The organism is Pseudomonas entomophila (assembly GCF_023277925.1).
Taxonomy (GTDB): Bacteria; Pseudomonadota; Gammaproteobacteria; order Pseudomonadales; family Pseudomonadaceae; genus Aquipseudomonas; species Aquipseudomonas entomophila_D.
The window spans coordinates 2,510,590-2,528,147 of the sequence record NZ_CP063832.1; the positions used below are offsets into that span (position 1 = coordinate 2,510,590).

Sequence of the window (17,558 nt, forward strand, 5' to 3'; positions counted from 1 at the left end):
GCTCTAGCTCGTTGGGCGCTCAGTTGAAGAAGCGCTGGCCGTTCTTGGCCATTTCGCGCAGCTTCGCAGTGGCGTGGTACAGCGGCCCCAGGTCAGCGTACTTGTCGGCCAGTGCGACGAACTCGGCGACCCCGATCGAATCGATGTAGCGCAGCGCACCACCGCGGAAGGGAGGGAAACCGATACCGTAGACCAGGCCCATGTCGGCTTCCGCGGCGGTTTCGACGATGCCGTCTTCCAGGCAGCGCACGGTTTCCAGGCACAGTGGCACCATCATCCAGTTGATGATGTCTTCGTCGCTGACTTCACGCTGTTCGAAAATGACCGGCTTGAGCACCTCGAGCACGCTGGCGTCGGCGACTTTCTTCGGTTTGCCGCGCTTGTCGGTCTCGTAGGCGTAGAAGCCCTTGCCGTTCTTCTGGCCCAGGCGATTGGCCTCATACAGGGCGTCGACGGCGGAGCGGCGATCGTCCTTCATGCGGTCCGGGAAGCCCTCGGCCATCACGTCGCGACCATGGTGGCCGGTGTCGATGCCGACCACGTCCATCAGGTAGGCCGGGCCCATTGGCCAGCCGAACTTTTCCATGACCTTGTCGATGCGCACGAAGTCGACGCCTGCGCTGACCAGCTTGGCGAAACCGCCGAAGTAGGGGAACAGCACACGGTTGACCAGGAAGCCCGGGCAGTCGTTGACCACGATCGGGTTCTTGCCCATTTTCTTCGCGTAGGCCACGGTGGTGGCGACCGCCACTTCACTGGACTTCTCGCCACGAATGACTTCGACCAGCGGCATCATGTGCACCGGGTTGAAGAAGTGCATGCCGACGAAGTTCTCAGGGCGCTTGAGCGCCTTGGCCAGCAGGTTGATGGAGATGGTCGAGGTGTTGGAGGCGAGGATCGCGTCTTCCTTCACCTGCCCTTCCACTTCCGCCAGCACGGCCTGCTTGACCTTCGGGTTTTCGACCACGGCTTCGACAACGATGTCGACATTGCCGAAATCGCCGTAGGAGAGGGTCGGGCGAATGGCGTTGAGCGCCTCGGCCATCTTCGCCGGGGTCAGGCGACCTTTCTCGACGCGCTTGCCGAGCAGCTTGGAGGCTTCGTTCAGGCCCAGCTGGATGGCTTCCTCACGGATATCCTTCATCAGGATTGGGGTGCCCTTGACCGCCGACTGGTAGGCGATGCCGCCACCCATGATACCGGCGCCGAGCACGGCGGCCTGCTTCACGTCGTGGGCGATTTCGTCATGAGCCTTGGCCTTGCGCTTGAGCTCCTGGTCGTTCAGGAACAGGCCGATCAGGCTTTCGGCGACCGAGGTGCGGGCCAGCTTGGCGAAGCCGGCGGCCTCGACTTCCAGAGCCTTGTCGCGGCCGAAGTTGGCGGCTTTCTGGATGGTCTTGATGGCTTCGACCGGCGCCGGGTAGTTCGGGCCGGCTTGGCCGGCAACGAAGCCCTTGGCGGTCTCGAAGGCCATCATCTGTTCGATGGCGTTGAGCTTGAGCTTCTCGAGCTTGGGCTGGCGCTTGGCCTTGTGGTCCAGCTCGCCGCTGATGGCGCGCTTGATCAGGTCCAGGGCACCGGCCTGCAGCAGTTCAGGGGCGACCACTGCGTCGACGGCGCCGACTTTCAGCGCGTCTTCGGCGCGGTTCTCTTTACCGGCAGCGATCCACTCGATAGCGTTGTCCGAGCCGATCAGGCGCGGCAGACGCACGGTACCGCCGAAGCCTGGGTAGATGCCCAGCTTGACTTCCGGCAGGCCGATCTTGGCGCTGCTGGACATGATCCGGTAGTCGGCCGCCAGGCACATCTCAAGGCCACCGCCCAGGGCGATACCGTTGATGGCGGCGACGGTTGGCACTTCGAGGTCTTCGAAGTCGCTGAAAATGCGGTTGGCTTCCAGGTTGCCGGCGACCAGTTCGGCCTCGGGCAGCTTGAAGTTGTCGACGAACTCGGTGATGTCGGCGCCGACGATGAACACGTCCTTGCCGCTGCTGACGATCACGCCCTTGACCGAAGCGTCGGCCTTGATGGCGTCCACTGCCTGACGCAGCTCGTTCAGGGTGAGGCGGTTGAACTTGTTGACGGACTCACCCTTGAGGTCGAACTTCAGTTCGACGATGCCGCTTTCAAGAGCCTTAACCGTGATGGCTTTACCTTCGTAAATCATCAACTGATCTCCACGATATGGAAGCTGAACTGTACACGCCGATCGCTGGCGCAAGGGCCGGTCTCCCGGTCCCTTGCCACAGGCACACCCGTCGGCGCGCTAATCGGGATTCTGTAAGAGCCGTCTGACATACAAACGCTCAATTCATACGCCCGTTTGATTCGGGTGTGCACACATTCTCCGAAAAGAACGGCGTTGTCAAATGCTCGCGCACACCGTGAAAACGCGACTTTGCGGTCACTCTCCACTGACTGCGGGTGAAACATGATGACAGTGATCGCCGACCATTCATGTCAGCGATAGACCATCCATGACCGACGAACGCTTCTTTTTCCAAACACACCACCAAGGGCAGCTACACTGGAGCTGCACACTTCAGTTCCGGCCTGCCTGGCCATTTTTCTGCTCAGCGGAAACGACAACGGGGCGCGTACGAGCATCGCTGCTCGTACGCGCCCCGTTGTCGTCATGACCGGTCAGGCCAAGGCATCGAGGGCGTTGGCAATATCCTGCAAAACAGATTTGTCGCCACGCTCGCTCCAGTACAACGCGATCATTCGGCTGTCGGCCTCGAACTTGTAGACCGTCTCCGGCAAGCGGCACAGAACCTCGAGGTGGCGCGGATCCACGCAAGGTTCACGCCACTGGTTCCACCATGTACCGGGGGTGACCTGCCAGTAGCACCAGCTGTCTTCACGCCCCGTGCGGCGCGCCCGGTGGTACTGAGGGCACGGGCTGGGTGGCTCCCGCTCCAGCCAGTGTGGCCACTGCTGCGGCGCCAGTTGCATGGCCAGCCCCATGCGCCGCCCTTCCAGACGCAGGTTCATCTGCTCGCTCTGCTTGCGCGAGGGGCGCAGCCAGGCGAGCGGGCTGAGCACCACCGCAAGGATTGACACCACCAGCCATACCGTCATATCTGTAGACCTTATAAAGTGTTGCAAATGAGCGGGTTAGTCAGGATTCACGGAAGACCCGCGCGAAAGCGACCATACTTCTTCTATCGCGATTGTCAGGAGTCATGCTCATGTCCTACGAACACCTTCTGGTCGCCGTCGACCTGACCGAAGAATGCGACCCGGTGATCAAGCGCGCCAAGGCCATCGCCCTGGCCAGCGGTGCCAAGGTCTCCCTGGTGCACATCGTCGAGCCCATGGCCATGGCCTTTGGTGGCGATGTGCCAATGGATCTCTCGCAGCTGCAACAGCAGCAGTTCGACCAGGCCAAGGAGCGCATGGACCGCCTGTTCAACAAGTACCCGGATATCAACCGCGGTGATTCACACCTGGTCTACGGGCAACCACGCCAGGAGATCCACCAACTGGCCAAGGACCAGAAGTGCGATCTGATCGTGGTCGGCAGCCATGGCCGTCATGGCCTGGCGTTGTTGCTGGGCTCGACCGCCAATGACGTGCTGCATGGCGCGCCTTGCGACGTACTGGCGGTGCGGCTACTCAAGAAAGAATAAGTATTGCAATAGCGGCCTGTTCGCCGGCAAGCCGGCCCCTACAAGATTTGCGTAGGAGCCGGCTTGCCGGCGAACAGGCCGGTAGCAACATTCAGCCTTCGAGCTCAGCCCAACGCTCCACCAGCGCATCCAGCTCGCCCTGCAGCGTCTCAAGCTTGGCCAGTACCGCCGAAGTCTCTCCGATCGGGCGCTGATAGAAGCCCGAGGCATTGATCTCTTCCTGCACCGCGGCCATCTTCTGCTCCACCGCATCGATCTGCCCAGGCAGCGCTTCCAGCTCACGTTGCAGCTTGTAGCTGAGCTTTTTCTTGCCGGCATCGGCGGCTGGCGCGACGGCTTGCGCAGGCGCCTGCTGCTCCACCGGCTTTTCCACCACCGCGCTGTTGAGCTCGGACTTGCCGCCCTTGCTCTCGGTCACACCCAGCAGCTTCGGCGAACCACCCTGGCGAATCCAGTCCTCATAACCACCGACGTATTCGCGCACACGCCCTTCACCTTCGAACACCAGGGTGCTGGTGACCACGTTGTCGAGGAACGCCCGGTCGTGGCTGACCATCAGCACCGTACCTTTGTAGTTCGACAGCACCTCCTCGAGCAGCTCGAGGGTTTCCACATCGAGGTCGTTGGTCGGTTCGTCCAGCACCAGCAGGTTGGCCGGCTTGCTGAACAACTTGGCCAGCAGCAGGCGCGCACGCTCGCCACCCGACAGCGCCTTGACCGGCGTGCGGGCACGCTGAGGGCTGAACAGGAAGTCGCCGAGGTAACTGAGGACGTGGCGGTTCTGGCCATCGATCTCGATGAAATCGCGACCTTCGGCCAGGTTGTCGATAACGGTCTTTTCCAGGTCGAGCTGGTGGCGCATCTGGTCGAAGTAGGCGACTTCCAGCTTGGTGCCGCGCTCGACCTTGCCGGACGTCGGCTCCAGATCGCCCAACATCAGTTTGAGCAGAGTGGTCTTGCCGGTACCGTTGGCGCCGAGCAGGCCGATACGGTCCTCGCGCTGCAGCACCATGGAGAAGTCCTTGACCAGTTTCGGGCCATCCTTGTGCGCGAAGCTGACATCCTCCAGCACCATCACCTGCTTGCCAGACTTGTCCGCCACCTCGATCAGGATGTTGGCCTTGCCCTGGCGTTCACGGCGCTCGCCGCGCTCCACGCGCAATGCCTTGAGCGCGCGCACGCGCCCTTCGTTACGGGTGCGCCGGGCTTTGATACCCTGGCGGATCCACACTTCTTCCTGGGCCAGACGCTTGTCGAACAACGCATTGGCGGTTGCTTCGGCGGCCAGTTCGGCCTCCTTGTGCACCAGAAAGCTGGCGTAGTCGCCGTTCCAGTCGATCAACCCGCCGCGATCCAGCTCGAGGATGCGCGTGGCCAGGTTCTGCAGGAACGACCGGTCGTGGGTGATGAACAGCACGGCACCGTTGAAGCCGCTCAAGGCCTCTTCAAGCCAGGCAATGGCACCGATATCCAGGTGGTTGGTCGGCTCGTCGAGCAGCAGCAAATCGGGCTCGGACACCAGCGCCTGGGCCAGCAGCACGCGACGGCGCCAGCCACCGGAAAGCTCGGCAAGGGTCTTGTCGGCGGGCAACTGCAGGCGGCTCAGGGTACTTTCCACCACCTGCTGCAGACGCCAACCGTCACGGGCCTCCAGCTCATGCTGCACATGCATCAGCTTGTCGAGGTCGTCATCGCCCTGGATGTTCTGGCTCAGGTGGTGGTACTCAGCCAGCAGCTCACCCACGCCGTCCAGGCCAGCGGCCACCACGTCGAACACGCTACGCTCGTCGGCTACCGGCAGCTCCTGCGGCAACTCGCCGATCTTCAGGCCCGGGGCACGCCAGATCTCACCATCGTCAGGCTTCTGCTCGCCCTTGACCAGGCGCAGCATGCTCGACTTGCCCGTGCCGTTGCGGCCGATGATGCACACCCGCTCACCACGGGCGATCTGCCAGGACACTTTGTCCAACAGCGGCATGGCGCCGAAGGCGAGGGACACATCGCTGAATTTGAGCAGGGTCATGATCATCTCCAAAAACCGGGCGCGCATTCTACCTGACTTGCCCCCTCGCGGCATCAGGCAACATGCCGCCAGCGGCACGACGTCGGATAACAACTCGATACAAGCACAGTGCTTTCACCCGCTGCCGGCAAACGGCTAAGCTAGGCAGTAATACCCAACAGTGCTGGCTTCGCCGTCACTCTCTTATGGTTCAACTGCCCGGACGTATCATGCGCAGCCGCCTGTTACAACTTGCTTCCTGCCTGTTGCTCGCCGCCACCACCGCGAGTGCCGCACAGGCCGTCGACATCACCCAACAGCGCCAGTACTACGACGAGGCCAAGCGCGCCCTGGCAAAGGGCGACAAAGGCCCTTACCTGCGCTATGCCCAGGCACTGCGCGACTACCCGCTCACGCCTTACCTCACATACGACGAGCTTACCGCTCGCCTGAAGACCGCCAGCAACGAGGAGATCGAAGGCTTCCTCGCCGCCCACGGCGACCTGCCCCAGGCCAACTGGATGAAGCTGCGCTGGTTGCGCTGGCTGGCCGAGCGTGGTGAATGGAACACCTTCGTCAAGTACTACGACCCCAAGCTCAACTTCACCGAACTGGACTGTCTCAACGGCCAGTACCAGCTGACCCACGGCCTGCGCGCGGAAGGCTTCGCCACCGCCGACAAGCTATGGAACGTCGGCAAGTCGCAACCGGCCACCTGCGACACGCTGTTCGGCATGTGGGCCGCCGAAGGCCAACTGACCGAAGCCAAGCGCTGGCAACGCTTGAAACTCGCTGCCCAGGCGCGCAACTACGGGCTGGCCAACCAGTTGGCGAAGACGCTCACCACCCTCGCCCCCCAAGGCAAGCTGCTGATCGATGTGGCACAAAAGCCTGAACTGCTGAACCAGCCGTCGCGCTTCACCCCGGCCAATGAGGCCATGTCCGACGTGGTCAGCCTCGGCCTGCGCCGCCTGGCCCGCCAGGATCCGGACCAGGCCATGGCGCTGCTTGACGATTACGCCCAGCGCATGCACTTCTCTCGCGACGAGAAAGTCGCCATCGCCAACGAAATCGGCCTGACCCTCGCGCGCCGCTACGACCCACGCGCACTCGACCTGATGACCCGCTACGACCCCGAGCTGCGCGACAACACCGTCAGCGAATGGCGCCTGCGCCTGCTGTTGCGCCTGGGCCGCTGGGAAGATGCCTACGAGCTGACCAAGCGCCTGCCACAGGACCTGGCCAGCAGCAACCGCTGGAAATACTGGCAGGCTCGCAGCCTGGAGCTGGCGCAACCGAACAACCCGCAGATCCCGTTGCTGTACAAGACCGTTGCCCGCGAACGCGACTTCTATGGTTTCCTCGCCGCCGATCGGGCGCAGACGCCCTACCAACTGAACAACAAGCCACTGGTGCTCAGCCAACAGCTGATCAACAAGGTCCGCAACACGCCTGGCGTGCGCCGCGCTCTGGAGTTCCACGCCCGCGGCCAGGTGGTCGAGGGGCGTCGCGAGTGGTACCACGTCAGCCGCCACTTCAACCGAGACGAGATGGTGGCCCAGGCACGCCTGGCCTACGAGATGCGCTGGTACTTCCCGGCCATCCGCACCATCAGCCAGGCTCAGTACTGGGATGACCTGGACATCCGCTTCCCGATGGCCCACCGCGACACCCTGGTGCGCGAAGCCAAGGTTCGCGGCCTCCATTCGAGCTGGGTGTTCGCCATCACCCGCCAGGAGAGCGCCTTCATGGAGGACGCTCGTTCCAGCGTTGGCGCCAGCGGCCTGATGCAACTGATGCCGGCCACCGCCAAGGAAACCGCGCGCAAGTTCAGCATCCCACTGGCCTCGCCGGCCCAGGTGTTCAGCCCGGACAAGAATATCCAGCTCGGTGCCGCCTACCTGAGCCAGGTGCACAGCCAGTTCAACGGCAACCGCGTGCTGGCCTCGGCCGCCTACAACGCCGGCCCAGGACGAGTACGCCAGTGGCTCAAGGGCGCCAAGCACCTGAGCTTCGACGTGTGGGTCGAATCGATTCCGTTCGACGAGACGCGCCAGTACGTGCAGAACGTGCTGTCGTATTCGGTCATCTATGGGCAGAAGCTCAATTCACCGCAGCCGCTGGTGGATTGGCATGAGCGGTATTTCGACGATATGTGACCAGGCTGGCCGGGGTAGCGCCAATCAATTTGGCGAAACTTCTGTAGGAGCGGCTTTAGCCGCGATCACCCGTGAAGCGGGTACCAGGCACCGCGGTGTTCGCATCGCGGCTGAAGCCGCTCCTACAGGTACGGCGCAGATCTACTCGATGACCTGAACGGTCATCCCCACCTTTAGCTCACCCTCGCCGTCCACCGCCAGGTTCTGGCCGAACAGCACATCCCCTTCCCGCTCGCGGAAAGTCTTCAGAGTGGTCAAGGGTTCGCGGTCCGGGCTGCGCTCGCCGGTAGCCGGGTCCAGGGTAGTCAGGATGCAGCGCACGCTTGGCTTGAGCACACGGAAAGTCAGGTCGCCGATGCGGATACGCTTCCAACCATCTTCGGCGAACGCCTCTGCACCCTCGACGACAATGTTCGGCCGAAAACGCAGCATTTCCATGGGCCGCCCGACACGCCGACTCAGCTCATCAAGTGAAGCCTGGCCAATGAGCAACAAAGGAAAACCATCAGGGAAGGCCGCACGGTCGCTGTTCAAGCCGTAACCGCTGGGCAGGTAGCGTGCCCGCTGTTCGGGGCAATGCACCAGGCGCACCGACTTGCCAAGCACCTCACTCAACCAAGCGGCGGCAGCATCACCGGCATCGGGCACGCGCAAGGTGTCACGCCAGATCGTTACGCCACGCAAGGCATCATCGGCAGCCGGCTGCGCCACCTGCAACGGCGCAAGCCCAGCAGTCTCGAGCCGCAACCCGCCATCTGTCGCGTGAAGAGCCTTGACCTGGCCCAGCCGTGGCCAGGCACGCTGGGTGAGGAAGCGGCCATTTTCCGCTTCCACCACCATCCAGCGCCGATCCCCCTCCAGCCCCAGGTGACCGACGGGTGAAGCCTGCAGACTCTGGGCCTGCGCCGACTTCACCGGATAGCGATACAACGCACTGAGAATCATCCTTGCCCGCCTTGCGCCCGTGAAAAACCCAAGCTTATACCGGACGGCGCAGGCGTGCAGGCATCAAGCTGGGACGTTGTCCATGCTCAAGCGCTGGCGCACCACGTCCACCAGCCGGTCAGGCTGGAACTTGGAGAGGAAGTTGTCACAGCCGACCTTCTTCACCATGGACTCGTTGAAGCTGCCCGACAACGAGGTGTGCAGCACCACATACAGGCCGCGCAGGCGTGGGTCGCTGCGGATCTCGGTGGTCAGGCGATAGCCGTCCATCTCGGGCATTTCGGCATCGGTGAATATCATCAGCAGCTTTTCGCAAACGTTCTCGCCTGCGTCAGCCCACCCCTTGAGCAGGCGCAACGCCTTGAGGCCATCGCTGGCCACATGCAGTTTCACCCCCAGTTGCGACAGGGTGTCGCGCAACTGAGCCAGCGCCACGCTGGAGTCGTCCACCAGCAGTACCTCGCGGCCCCGGGCGCGTGCCAGCACTGGATCGTCCAGCTTGTCACGGGAAACCTTGGCGCTGTAGGGGACGATCTCGGCCAGCACTTTCTCCACGTCGATGATTTCGACCAGCTTCTCGTCGACCTTGGTGATCGCGGTGAGGTAATGCTGACGGCCGGCACTGGTCGGCGGCGGCATGATTGATTCCCAGTTCATGTTGACGATACGGTCGACACCGCCCACCAGGAACGCCTGCACCGAGCGGTTGTACTCGGTCACGATGATGGTGCTGTCAGGGCTGGGCTGCAGCGGGCGCATGCCGATGGCCTGAGAAAGATCGATCACCGGCAAGGTCTGGCCGCGCAGATTGACCACCCCACAGACAAAGGAGTGACGCTGCGGCATCAGGGTCAGCTTCGGCAGTTGCAGCACTTCCTGGACCTTGAACACGTTGATGGCGAACAGCTGCCGACCCGCCAGGCGGAACATGAGGATTTCCAGGCGGTTCTCACCTACCAGTTGCGTGCGTTGGTCTACCGTGTCGAGAATGCCGGCCATGTGGACAACCCCCTGGCTTGAGTCGGGAAAAATGATTGCATCCACCCTGTATCGGCGGATACTCGCGTAGCTTGACCCCCGGTAGAAAAAGCTGCGCAGAGCGATTGATATCACTTTACCATCATGCTTTACTGCTGCCACACCTACCGCTTTGCCAACCCTCATCGAACGAGCCAGCCGAAACCACATCAGGGAAACCCCTAGTGGCAATCGGGCGCAACCTGATGTTCGCAATATCCATTAGCCATTAATGTGACGCCATTCTCAATGCATGAACGGAGTCAGGCTTTTGCTAGCGATCGTCTCGGTGTGGCCAACCCTTGCCCCGGCCCTGCACGCTGGAGCGTCATGATGGACAGCACACTCCAGAACAGCACAGCCTTGCAGGACTTTTTGCTGGATGCGCAAGACCTGCTCACGAAGTCCCAGGAATGCCTGCAGCACCTGGAGCTGATCGACAACGACCCGGATGCCTGCCAGTGCCTGGGGGAGACCCTCGACCTTCTGGCCCGCCGGGCGGACTCGCTTGGCTTGCTCGAAGTCGCCCACTACACCCGCACCCTGCAACAATTGCTCGCCCCCGCATGCAATCAACGACACCTGCGTGGCGAAGCCCTGCCGGCACTGGGTGCCTGCCTGACACTCCTGGCCTGGCAACTGGAGCTTGTCGACCCCCGCACCGGCCGCCTGGGCCTTGATCTGCAGGAGCAGCACCTGCTGCTCAGTGAACTGGCCACCTCGCTGGGGCAACCCGCCACGCAGTTGTGCGATCCATGTCAGGAAACCGGCCGTTTCTGCACTCATCCACGCGCTCATGAGGTGGGCATCGACGGCGCATCCACCCCGTCGGATTGCGAACACTAAGAAGCGGAACGAACGGCAACTTAGCGCCATTGGCAAGCAACTTGTAAAAGTTGCATGAGTGTTTTGCGGGTGTTTTACCAATAGCCACTCTTAGTTGCGCTCACTGGAGAGGGAAAGCTCTACTCGATACTGGCATTCTGCTAGTTACACCCTGGTCCGCACGCGCCGCGCCAGCCCAGAAAATCAGAGGTTTCAAGCAGTTGCACCCCCGCGACCAATTCCGACCAAAGTGTTAACATGCGCACATTCGAACATGCGCACCGTGGATAGTGGGCGATAGAACGCGTACCCGGTGCTTGATTGGAACGGGACGCGAAACCTCTGGCCAGACATGTGCAATGCCCACCAACAGCAATAACTCAGTGGCCTCCCTCTCTATGCTTGCACGCTTGAAGATCCTCCAGCGTAGCCGCTCCAGAGCTGTCTTGCTCCGATGGACGACCACGCTGCTGTGCGTGGTTTCGCTCACAGCGAACCTGCTGTGCTACCTGCGCGGCCAGCCGCTGTCGACCGAATTGCTGCTGTTGCAGCTGGCGGCGATGTTCGGTGTGGGCTGGCACCTGCGCCATTGGGCACGTTCCATCAGCTTGCGCCCTGCCGAGTTGGCCGACCGGATGCTCAAGGTGCAGGAAAGCGAACGCCAACGTTTGAGCCGTGAGCTGCATGACGATATCGGCCAACTGCTGACCGCCGCCAAGTTGCAGGTCGACTGGCTGCATCGCCGCGTTCCCGTGGAGCTGCAGGCCCACTGCGGCACCTTGCGCAGCACCCTGGACCACACCCTAAGCAATGTGCGTGACGTTTCCGCCATCCTCAACCCCCGCCAATTGGCCAGCCTGGGCCTGGAGGCCAGCTTGCGCGCCCACCTGCTGCGCACCCTGGAAAACTGCGACATACACTGGAGCCTGGAGTGCCAACAACGCCTGGGCGGCATCAGCGAGGAAGTGGCCATGGCGGCCTTCCGCATTACACAAGAAGCCGTCACCAACATTCTGCGCCACGCCAACGCCCGCAATCTGGTCATTCGCTTGCAACGCACGCCAGCCGGCCTTGCCCTGACTATCCAGGACGACGGGCGTGGCTTCGTGCCTGCGTCCGACCCCGCCGAAGCCGGGCAGCGAGGCATGGCCGGCATGCTCGAGCGGGCGACCGCATTGCAAGGCAGCCTTTGCATTTCCAGCCGGCCCGACGAGGGCACCCAGATCAACGCCCTGTTCCCATGGCCGCCCCGTAGCCAGGAACGCGCCAGGACCTCCACCCCCAATGACCTGTAGATTGCTTCTGGTTGACGACCACTCCCTGATTCGCGCCGGCGTACGGTCGCTGGTGTCGGATATCCCTGGATACGCCGTGATCGGCGAGGCCGAGGATGGCAACCAGCTACTCGACCATGTGCTGCGCCTGGACCCGGACATTGTCCTGCTCGACATTTCCATGCGTTCGACCAGCGGGCTCGATGCGCTTACGCAGTTGCGCGCAAACGGTTGCACCTGCAAAGTTCTGATCCTCTCCATGCACACCGATCCGGACTTGATCATGCGCGCGCTGGAGAGCGGCGCCCACGGCTACCTGCTCAAGGACACCACCGGCAGCGAGCTGGAACAGGCCCTGACGGCGCTGCGCAATGACGAACGCTACCTCAGCCCGGCGATCGCCCATACCGTGATCAACCAGGCCCTGATACGTGCGCAAAGCGGCAACGATTACCGCCAGCACCTGACCGCCCGCCAGCTGGAGATCCTGCGTCTGATCGTGCGCGGCAAGTCCACCCGGGAAATCGCCGGCGGCCTGGGCCTGTCGATCAAGACGGTGGAGACCCACCGCTCACAAATCATGAAGCGCCTGCAGATCTACGACGTGGCAGGCCTCGTGCTGTTCGCCGTGCGCGAGCGGATCATCAGCCTGGACGACTGAGCAGTGGCGAGCCTGCCGGCAAGTGCAGGCGCAAGGCGCTGGGCAGCGCCTCGAATCGCAGGCTGTCGGCCTGCAGCGGCTCACCATCGAGATTGATGTCCAGCCCCTGGGAACTCTTGATTTCGACCCACGGCAGCCTAGCCCGCACGAACAGCTCTTCGCCGGCCAGAAGGCCACGCAACGCCCCCACCACCTCCTGCGGCGCAGGGAGGATACCGATATCCAGCAGGCCGTCATCGGCCTTAGCGTCCGGGCACAGCACATGACCGCCCCCCGCCTGCCGGCCATTGCCGATCCCCAGCGCCAGCAAATCTCCCTGCCACTGGAAGCCTGGCCCTTGCAGTACCACCGAGGCAGCCTGCAGCTCACTGAAGCGTGACAACCCGGTGAACAGGTAGGCTGCACCCCCCAACACCTTTTTCAGATCTTCGGAAGTATTGGCCGTGACCTGGCTGCCAAATCCGCCGGTCGCCATGTTCAGGAACAACTGCCCCCCTACCCGCCCCAGGTCGATAGACTGTGGCGGCACCTCCAGCAAGTCCAAGGCGGCGGCGGGATCGAGCGGTACTTCGGCGGCCCTGGCGAAGTCATTGGCAGTACCAAGCGGCAGCAGCGCAAGGCTTGCCTGGGTGCGCGCAAGCCCCATGGCTTCCGCCACATCCCGCAAAGTGCCGTCCCCGCCACCGGCCACCACGTGGCCGTAGCCTTGCGCCAGCGCCTCGTCCACCAGGCGCCGGGCATCTCCGGCCTCCCAGGTGAGGCGTACATCCAACCCCCATCCACGCTCGCGCAACTGGCCGACCGCGGCGCGCACTTCGTCATTGGTGGCCTGCTTGCCATGCAGGATCAGCATTGCCTTGCGTTCGCCCATCGTCGTGCTCCATGAAGAGGCCTGTGGTTATCTCGACCACTGCAATTCGAGAATGTCTCCTCTGTGTCGGCAAAACGATCAGGCGCCCTGTAATTGCCATTAAAAGCCCCGAGCAGTGGGCGCATCGCCCGACAAATATTTGTCAATAACCTACAATTACTCCCACAGAAGTCATTTTATTGACCGATTGCTACCTAATGCCTGGCAGGCCTTGTTTCATGCATCGCGCTGCCCCAAGCCCCTTGTTTCGAGGCTTTGACTATGAGCGTACCGAACTCCTGCATCATCGCCGACGGCACGCGTGCACTCGAGACCAACGAGCCGACCTTCATCAAGCCTGGCCGCGGCCACCACCTGACCAACCCCGGCGTCATCGACTTGGTGATGATCGAGGTGCAAAGCGGCGAGTACCTGGGCGAAGGTGACATCGTGCGCTTTACTGATATCTATGGACGCGCCCCGGCAGCCGCTCTCGGTTGACTGCCTTTGGGCGCGTTTTTTCTTCCCGGGCCATCAACGAGGAATCGGGGCCATGCGCATACTCTGGACACTGCCCTACCTGCCCTGGCCCACTACCAGCGGCAGCAAGACCCGGCAATACCATCTGCTGCGCGCACTGGCGCAGCGTGGCCACCGGATCACCTTGCTGGTGCAGTCGAAAATTCCGCTGGGCGAGGCCGCACGCGAGGCTCTGGAGCCCTGGCTGGAACGCCTGATCGTACTGCCCAGGCGCCCTGTGCACAGTCCGCTGAACCTGCTCGCCTCGCCCATCATCGACTACCCCATGCGGGCAATCATCAATGGCCTCGCACCCTGTCTGCGCCACCGATTCGAGCAACTGCTGGACGAACCTTGGGACGTCGTGCAGATCGAACACAGCTACAGCTTCCAACCCTTCGAGAAAGCCCTGCAGGCGCGCGGGTTGCCGTTCATGCTCAGCGAACACACCCTCGAATCGGTGATGGGCGCCGTCCGCCACGACCGCCTCCCCCTGTGGTTGCGCCCACTCAACGCCTTCGATCGCTGGCGCTACCGGCGCTGGGAACAGCGCGTGCTGCGCCAGCCCAGCGAGGTGGTGGCCGTCAGCCCTCACGACGCCGACCTCATCGGACAGATCAGTGGGCGCCCGGTCAATGTGGTGGTCAGCGGGGTGGACTGTGATCACTACCAGGACATTCGCCCCGCACCGCACAGCCAACGCCTGTTGTTCGTCGGCAATTTCGAATACGGCGCCAACCTCGAAGCCATCGAATGGGCGCTGGAGGAGATCCTACCCCAGGTCTGGCTGAGCAACCCGGCAGTGCGTCTGGCCATCGCCGGGCATGCCCTGCCCGCCAGCTGGAAACTGCACTGGAACGACCCGCGCATCGAATGGGTCGGCTACCGCCCCGACCTGCGCGAGCTGCAACGGCGCTCGGCACTGTTCTTCGCCCCACTGCGGCATGCGGGCGGCTCCAAGGTGAAGATCCTCGAAGCCATGGCCGCCGGTCTGCCGGTGATCACCACCAGCAGCGGCGTTTCAGGGTTGGCGGTCAACAATGGCGAACACTACCTGGGCAGCGACGACAGCGGCCAATTGGCACTGCTGGTCACCCAACTGCTCAACCAACCCTGGCGCATGTCGCAGTTGGGCGAGGCTGGCCGTCAGTTCACCCGCCAGCGCCATGACTGGAGCGTCGCCGCGCAGCAGCTGGAAAACGTGCACATGCGCCTGACCCAGCAGGCCACCGCCGGCGCCACGGCCCTCGACGGGGCTAGCCCAGCAGCTCGCTGAAGGGGATGAACGGCACCGGATCCCCTTGTCGCGGCGTACTGCCCTCGCGGACTTCCACCACGCCCTCGGCCCAGGCGGCACTGCGCAGCACGCCTGAACTCTGGTTCTTGTAGATTCGCACGCGGCCATCTTCGATACGCGCCCGCAGGTATTCCCGACGAGCACCCGGTTTGGGCCAGTCGAAACCGGCCGGCACGCTGAAGCGCAGCGGCGCGACATCGGTCACACCCTGGCGGCGCAGCAAGTAAGGGCGGGTCAGCAGGCCGAAGGTGACCAGGGTCGATGCCGGATTGCCCGGCAAGCCGATGACCGGAACACCCTGGTAATGCCCAAAGGTGAGCGGCTTGCCTGGCTTGATCGCCAGCTTCCACAACGCCAGTTCACCGACCTCGCGCAGGGCCATGCCCAGATAGTCAGCCTCCCCAACCGAAACGCCACCAGTGGAAAGGATCAGGTCGACATCGCCCAGGCCGGCCAGGCACTGACGGGTGCGCGCCAGGTCATCGGCAAGGATGCCCGCATCCACCACTTCACAGCCCAGGCGCTGCAACCAACTGACCAGCAGCCTGCGGTTGCTGTTGTAGATCTGCCCCGGCCCCAGCGGCAGGCCAGGCTCGACCAGTTCATCCCCCGTCGACAGCACGGCCACCCGTGGGCGACGTACCACTTCGAGCCGGGCGAAACCGAGGGTGGCGGCCAACCCCAACTGAATCGGCCCCAACCGGGTACCGGCGCTCATCACTTGTTCGCCGGCACGGGTTTCTTGCCCTTTGGGGCGCACATTCTGTTCGATGGCCAACGGCTCGAGAAAACGCACCCGGCCATCCTCGAGCACCTCGGTGTTTTCCTGCATCTCGACGCAGTCGGCCCCCTCTGGCAGCGGCGCCCCCGTGAAGATCCGTGCGCAAGTACCTGGCTGCAGTGGCGCCGGCGCATGGCCGGCGAAGATCCGCTGGCTGACCGGCAGCGGATCGCCCTGCCAGTCCGCGAGGCGCAGGGCATAACCATCCATGGCGCTGTTCGGCCAGGGCGGGAGGTCCAGCCCAGCCACCAGCGCTTGGGCCAACACCCGGCCTTCGGCAACCGCGAGGTCGACCGTTTCAGTCTGCTGGATCGGCGCGGCCTCGGCCAACGCCAGCAAACGCTCCAGCGCCTCCTCCACCGGCATCAGCGGCCGGGCCTGCATGGCCTCAGCCACGGCTGTCGCAGGCCGCTGCCTGCTTCAGGTGAGGCACGAAGTTGCACGGACGATGACGTGCGTCGAGCTGCTCGGCCAGGATGCCATCCCAACCGGTGCGCACCGCGTTGGTCGAGCCCGGCAGGCAGCACACCAGGGTGCCGTTGGCAAGGCCGGCCAGGGCGCGTGACTGGATGGTGGAGGTGCCGATATCGGCCACCGAGATCTGCCGGAACAGTTCGCCAAAGCCTTCCACCTGCTTGTCCAGCAGGCACGCCACGGCTTCCGGCGTACTGTCACGGCCGGTAAAACCGGTGCCACCGGTAATCAGCACTACCTGGACCTGCTCGTCGGCTATCCAGGTGGCGACCTGGGCGCGGATCTTGTACAGGTCGTCCTTGAGCAGTACGCGCGCGGCAAGCTGGTGGCCAGCCGCGGTGAGGCGGTCGACGAACAGCTGGCCAGAAGTGTCGGTGTCGAAGGTACGGGTGTCGCTGACCGTCAGCACGGCAATGTTCAGCGGCACGAAAGGGGTATCTGCCTTGGCTTTCATGAGGGTACGTCGCAGGGGAACAGGAATGTGCGCTGTTATATCACAGGCCGGCCTCGCCGTTGTTCTTGGTCAACCCCGGTGCGATGGCGCTATGCTGCACTTTTCAAGGAACTTGCGTGGACGCCCTGCGTCTCAATGTCATCTAGCACCCTCGCACTGGAGAAACACGATGATCCAACGGACCCTTCCCGCCTTCCTGCTCGCCCTGGGCCTCGGCGCCCTTGCTGGCTGTTCCTCACCCACCGTCATCACCCTGAACGACGGCCGCGAGATCCAGGCGGTGGACACCCCTAGCTACGATGAAGATTCCGGCTTCTACGAGTTCGAACAGCTCGATGGCAAGCGCACCCGCATCAACAAAGATCAGGTCCGCACCGTCAAGGACCTGTGATAGACACGGCCATTTCACATAACCCCTTTTTGCAACAAAGGGTTGCGTGAGAAAAAGCGATGCAGTAGGATTTTGGCCATCGGAGTGTAGCGCAGCCAGGTAGCGCGTCTCGTTCGGGACGAGAAGGCCGCAGGTTCGAATCCTGTCTCTCCGACCAAATCCCTCAAAAAACCCGCCTCGAGCGGGTTTTTTGTTGCCTGCACAAAAACACGATTTTGGAGGAGCCGGCTTGCCGGCGAACAGGGTTGTGCCCGGTTCGCCGGCAAGCCGGCTCCTA

The 17,558-nt window shown here is 63.0% G+C and carries 15 protein-coding genes, 1 tRNA gene and 1 pseudogene; 9 read left to right on the forward strand and 8 right to left on the reverse strand.

Annotation, left to right across the window (positions count from 1 at the left end; all coding sequences use genetic code 11):
• Positions 1–19: 19 nt before the first annotated feature.
• Positions 20–2,167, reverse strand: coding sequence for a fatty acid oxidation complex subunit alpha FadB (gene fadB / locus IM733_RS10890; protein ID WP_248920845.1), 2,148 nt, complete (start codon positions 2,165–2,167; stop codon positions 20–22).
• A gap of 476 nt (positions 2,168–2,643) precedes the next feature.
• Positions 2,644–3,081, reverse strand: a complete 438-nt coding sequence (locus IM733_RS10895) for a hypothetical protein (RefSeq protein ID WP_248920846.1) — start codon at positions 3,079–3,081, stop codon at positions 2,644–2,646.
• A gap of 110 nt (positions 3,082–3,191) precedes the next feature.
• Between IM733_RS10895 and IM733_RS10900 the strand changes: the two genes are divergently transcribed.
• The gene (locus tag IM733_RS10900; protein ID WP_213657660.1) at positions 3,192–3,632 is read left to right on the forward strand and encodes a universal stress protein; all 441 of its coding nucleotides are present in this window, start codon (positions 3,192–3,194) and stop codon (positions 3,630–3,632) included.
• Positions 3,633–3,723: 91 nt separating this feature from the next.
• On the opposite strand, the gene IM733_RS10905 is transcribed toward IM733_RS10900, so the two are convergent.
• On the reverse strand, positions 3,724–5,655 hold the full coding sequence (locus IM733_RS10905; RefSeq protein WP_248920847.1) for an ATP-binding cassette domain-containing protein: 1,932 nt from the start codon (positions 5,653–5,655) through the stop codon (positions 3,724–3,726).
• A 209-nt stretch (positions 5,656–5,864) separates the two neighbouring features.
• Here IM733_RS10905 and IM733_RS10910 point away from each other — a divergent pair, with 209 nt between their 5' ends.
• On the forward strand, positions 5,865–7,793 hold the full coding sequence (locus tag IM733_RS10910; protein WP_248920848.1) for a transglycosylase SLT domain-containing protein: 1,929 nt from the start codon (positions 5,865–5,867) through the stop codon (positions 7,791–7,793).
• Positions 7,794–7,934: 141 nt separating this feature from the next.
• Here IM733_RS10910 and IM733_RS10915 read toward each other — a convergent pair whose 3' ends face one another.
• Both IM733_RS10915 and IM733_RS10920 read right to left on the reverse strand, forming a co-directional pair.
• A complete protein-coding gene (locus tag IM733_RS10915; RefSeq protein WP_248920849.1) occupies positions 7,935–8,738 on the reverse strand; it encodes an MOSC domain-containing protein in 804 nt (267 codons plus the stop codon).
• 63 nt (positions 8,739–8,801) lie between these two features.
• The gene (locus IM733_RS10920) at positions 8,802–9,737 is read right to left on the reverse strand and encodes a chemotaxis protein CheV (protein ID WP_248920850.1); all 936 of its coding nucleotides are present in this window, start codon (positions 9,735–9,737) and stop codon (positions 8,802–8,804) included.
• 351 nt (positions 9,738–10,088) lie between these two features.
• Between IM733_RS10920 and IM733_RS10925 the strand changes: the two genes are divergently transcribed.
• From IM733_RS10925 to IM733_RS10935, 3 genes are all read left to right on the forward strand, one after another.
• A complete protein-coding gene (locus tag IM733_RS10925; protein WP_248920851.1) occupies positions 10,089–10,601 on the forward strand; it encodes a histidine kinase in 513 nt (170 codons plus the stop codon).
• Positions 10,602–10,978: 377 nt separating this feature from the next.
• On the forward strand, positions 10,979–11,875 hold the full coding sequence (locus IM733_RS10930) for a sensor histidine kinase (protein ID WP_248920852.1): 897 nt from the start codon (positions 10,979–10,981) through the stop codon (positions 11,873–11,875).
• Positions 11,865–12,515: a response regulator gene (locus tag IM733_RS10935; protein WP_248920853.1), complete on the forward strand. Its 651-nt coding sequence runs from the start codon at positions 11,865–11,867 to the stop codon at positions 12,513–12,515. Before IM733_RS10930 ends, IM733_RS10935 begins: the two co-directional genes overlap by 11 nt.
• Here IM733_RS10935 and yegS read toward each other — a convergent pair.
• Positions 12,499–13,386 (reverse strand): lipid kinase YegS, encoded by an 888-nt coding sequence (yegS, locus tag IM733_RS10940; protein WP_248920854.1) that lies wholly within the window; start codon positions 13,384–13,386, stop codon positions 12,499–12,501. The two genes, IM733_RS10935 and yegS, sit on opposite strands and share 17 nt — an antisense overlap.
• 303 nt (positions 13,387–13,689) lie before the next feature.
• On the opposite strand from yegS, the pseudogene IM733_RS10945 reads away from it, so the two are divergent.
• Positions 13,690–13,866: pseudogene (locus tag IM733_RS10945) on the forward strand (mannose-1-phosphate guanylyltransferase/mannose-6-phosphate isomerase); the annotation flags it as partial.
• 52 nt (positions 13,867–13,918) lie between these two features.
• Positions 13,919–15,160, forward strand: a complete 1,242-nt coding sequence (locus IM733_RS10950) for a glycosyltransferase family 4 protein (protein ID WP_248920855.1) — start codon at positions 13,919–13,921, stop codon at positions 15,158–15,160.
• Here IM733_RS10950 and IM733_RS10955 read toward each other — a convergent pair.
• Both IM733_RS10955 and moaB read right to left on the reverse strand, forming a co-directional pair.
• Positions 15,141–16,346, reverse strand: coding sequence for a molybdopterin molybdotransferase MoeA (locus tag IM733_RS10955; RefSeq protein WP_248921158.1), 1,206 nt, complete (start codon positions 16,344–16,346; stop codon positions 15,141–15,143). The genes IM733_RS10950 and IM733_RS10955 overlap by 20 nt on opposite strands.
• Positions 16,347–16,350: 4 nt before the next feature.
• Positions 16,351–16,890: a molybdenum cofactor biosynthesis protein B gene (moaB, locus tag IM733_RS10960; protein WP_240065401.1), complete on the reverse strand. Its 540-nt coding sequence runs from the start codon at positions 16,888–16,890 to the stop codon at positions 16,351–16,353.
• Positions 16,891–17,059: 169 nt separating this feature from the next.
• On the opposite strand from moaB, the gene IM733_RS10965 reads away from it, so the two are divergent.
• The gene (locus IM733_RS10965; RefSeq protein WP_011534841.1) at positions 17,060–17,281 is read left to right on the forward strand and encodes a YgdI/YgdR family lipoprotein; all 222 of its coding nucleotides are present in this window, start codon (positions 17,060–17,062) and stop codon (positions 17,279–17,281) included.
• An 80-nt stretch (positions 17,282–17,361) separates the two neighbouring features.
• Positions 17,362–17,438: transfer RNA gene (locus IM733_RS10970), tRNA-Pro, on the forward strand.
• Positions 17,439–17,558: the final 120 nt, after the last annotated feature.

Excerpts from the sequence above, each read along its gene's own strand:
- fadB (WP_248920845.1), bottom strand. The coding sequence starts at position 2,167 with ATGATTTACGAAGGTAAAGCCATCACGGTTAAGGCTCTTGAAAGCGGC.
- IM733_RS10895 (WP_248920846.1), bottom strand. The coding sequence starts at position 3,081 with ATGACGGTATGGCTGGTGGTGTCAATCCTTGCGGTGGTGCTCAGCCCG.
- IM733_RS10900 (WP_213657660.1), top strand. The coding sequence starts at position 3,192 with ATGTCCTACGAACACCTTCTGGTCGCCGTCGACCTGACCGAAGAATGC.
- IM733_RS10905 (WP_248920847.1), bottom strand. The coding sequence starts at position 5,655 with ATGACCCTGCTCAAATTCAGCGATGTGTCCCTCGCCTTCGGCGCCATG.
- IM733_RS10910 (WP_248920848.1), top strand. The coding sequence starts at position 5,865 with ATGCGCAGCCGCCTGTTACAACTTGCTTCCTGCCTGTTGCTCGCCGCC.
- IM733_RS10915 (WP_248920849.1), bottom strand. The coding sequence starts at position 8,738 with ATGATTCTCAGTGCGTTGTATCGCTATCCGGTGAAGTCGGCGCAGGCC.
- IM733_RS10920 (WP_248920850.1), bottom strand. The coding sequence starts at position 9,737 with ATGGCCGGCATTCTCGACACGGTAGACCAACGCACGCAACTGGTAGGT.
- IM733_RS10925 (WP_248920851.1), top strand. The coding sequence starts at position 10,089 with ATGGACAGCACACTCCAGAACAGCACAGCCTTGCAGGACTTTTTGCTG.
- IM733_RS10930 (WP_248920852.1), top strand. The coding sequence starts at position 10,979 with ATGCTTGCACGCTTGAAGATCCTCCAGCGTAGCCGCTCCAGAGCTGTC.
- IM733_RS10935 (WP_248920853.1), top strand. The coding sequence starts at position 11,865 with ATGACCTGTAGATTGCTTCTGGTTGACGACCACTCCCTGATTCGCGCC.
- yegS (WP_248920854.1), bottom strand. The coding sequence starts at position 13,386 with ATGGGCGAACGCAAGGCAATGCTGATCCTGCATGGCAAGCAGGCCACC.
- IM733_RS10950 (WP_248920855.1), top strand. The coding sequence starts at position 13,919 with ATGCGCATACTCTGGACACTGCCCTACCTGCCCTGGCCCACTACCAGC.
- IM733_RS10955 (WP_248921158.1), bottom strand. The coding sequence starts at position 16,346 with ATGCAGGCCCGGCCGCTGATGCCGGTGGAGGAGGCGCTGGAGCGTTTG.
- moaB (WP_240065401.1), bottom strand. The coding sequence starts at position 16,890 with ATGAAAGCCAAGGCAGATACCCCTTTCGTGCCGCTGAACATTGCCGTG.
- IM733_RS10965 (WP_011534841.1), top strand. The coding sequence starts at position 17,060 with ATGATCCAACGGACCCTTCCCGCCTTCCTGCTCGCCCTGGGCCTCGGC.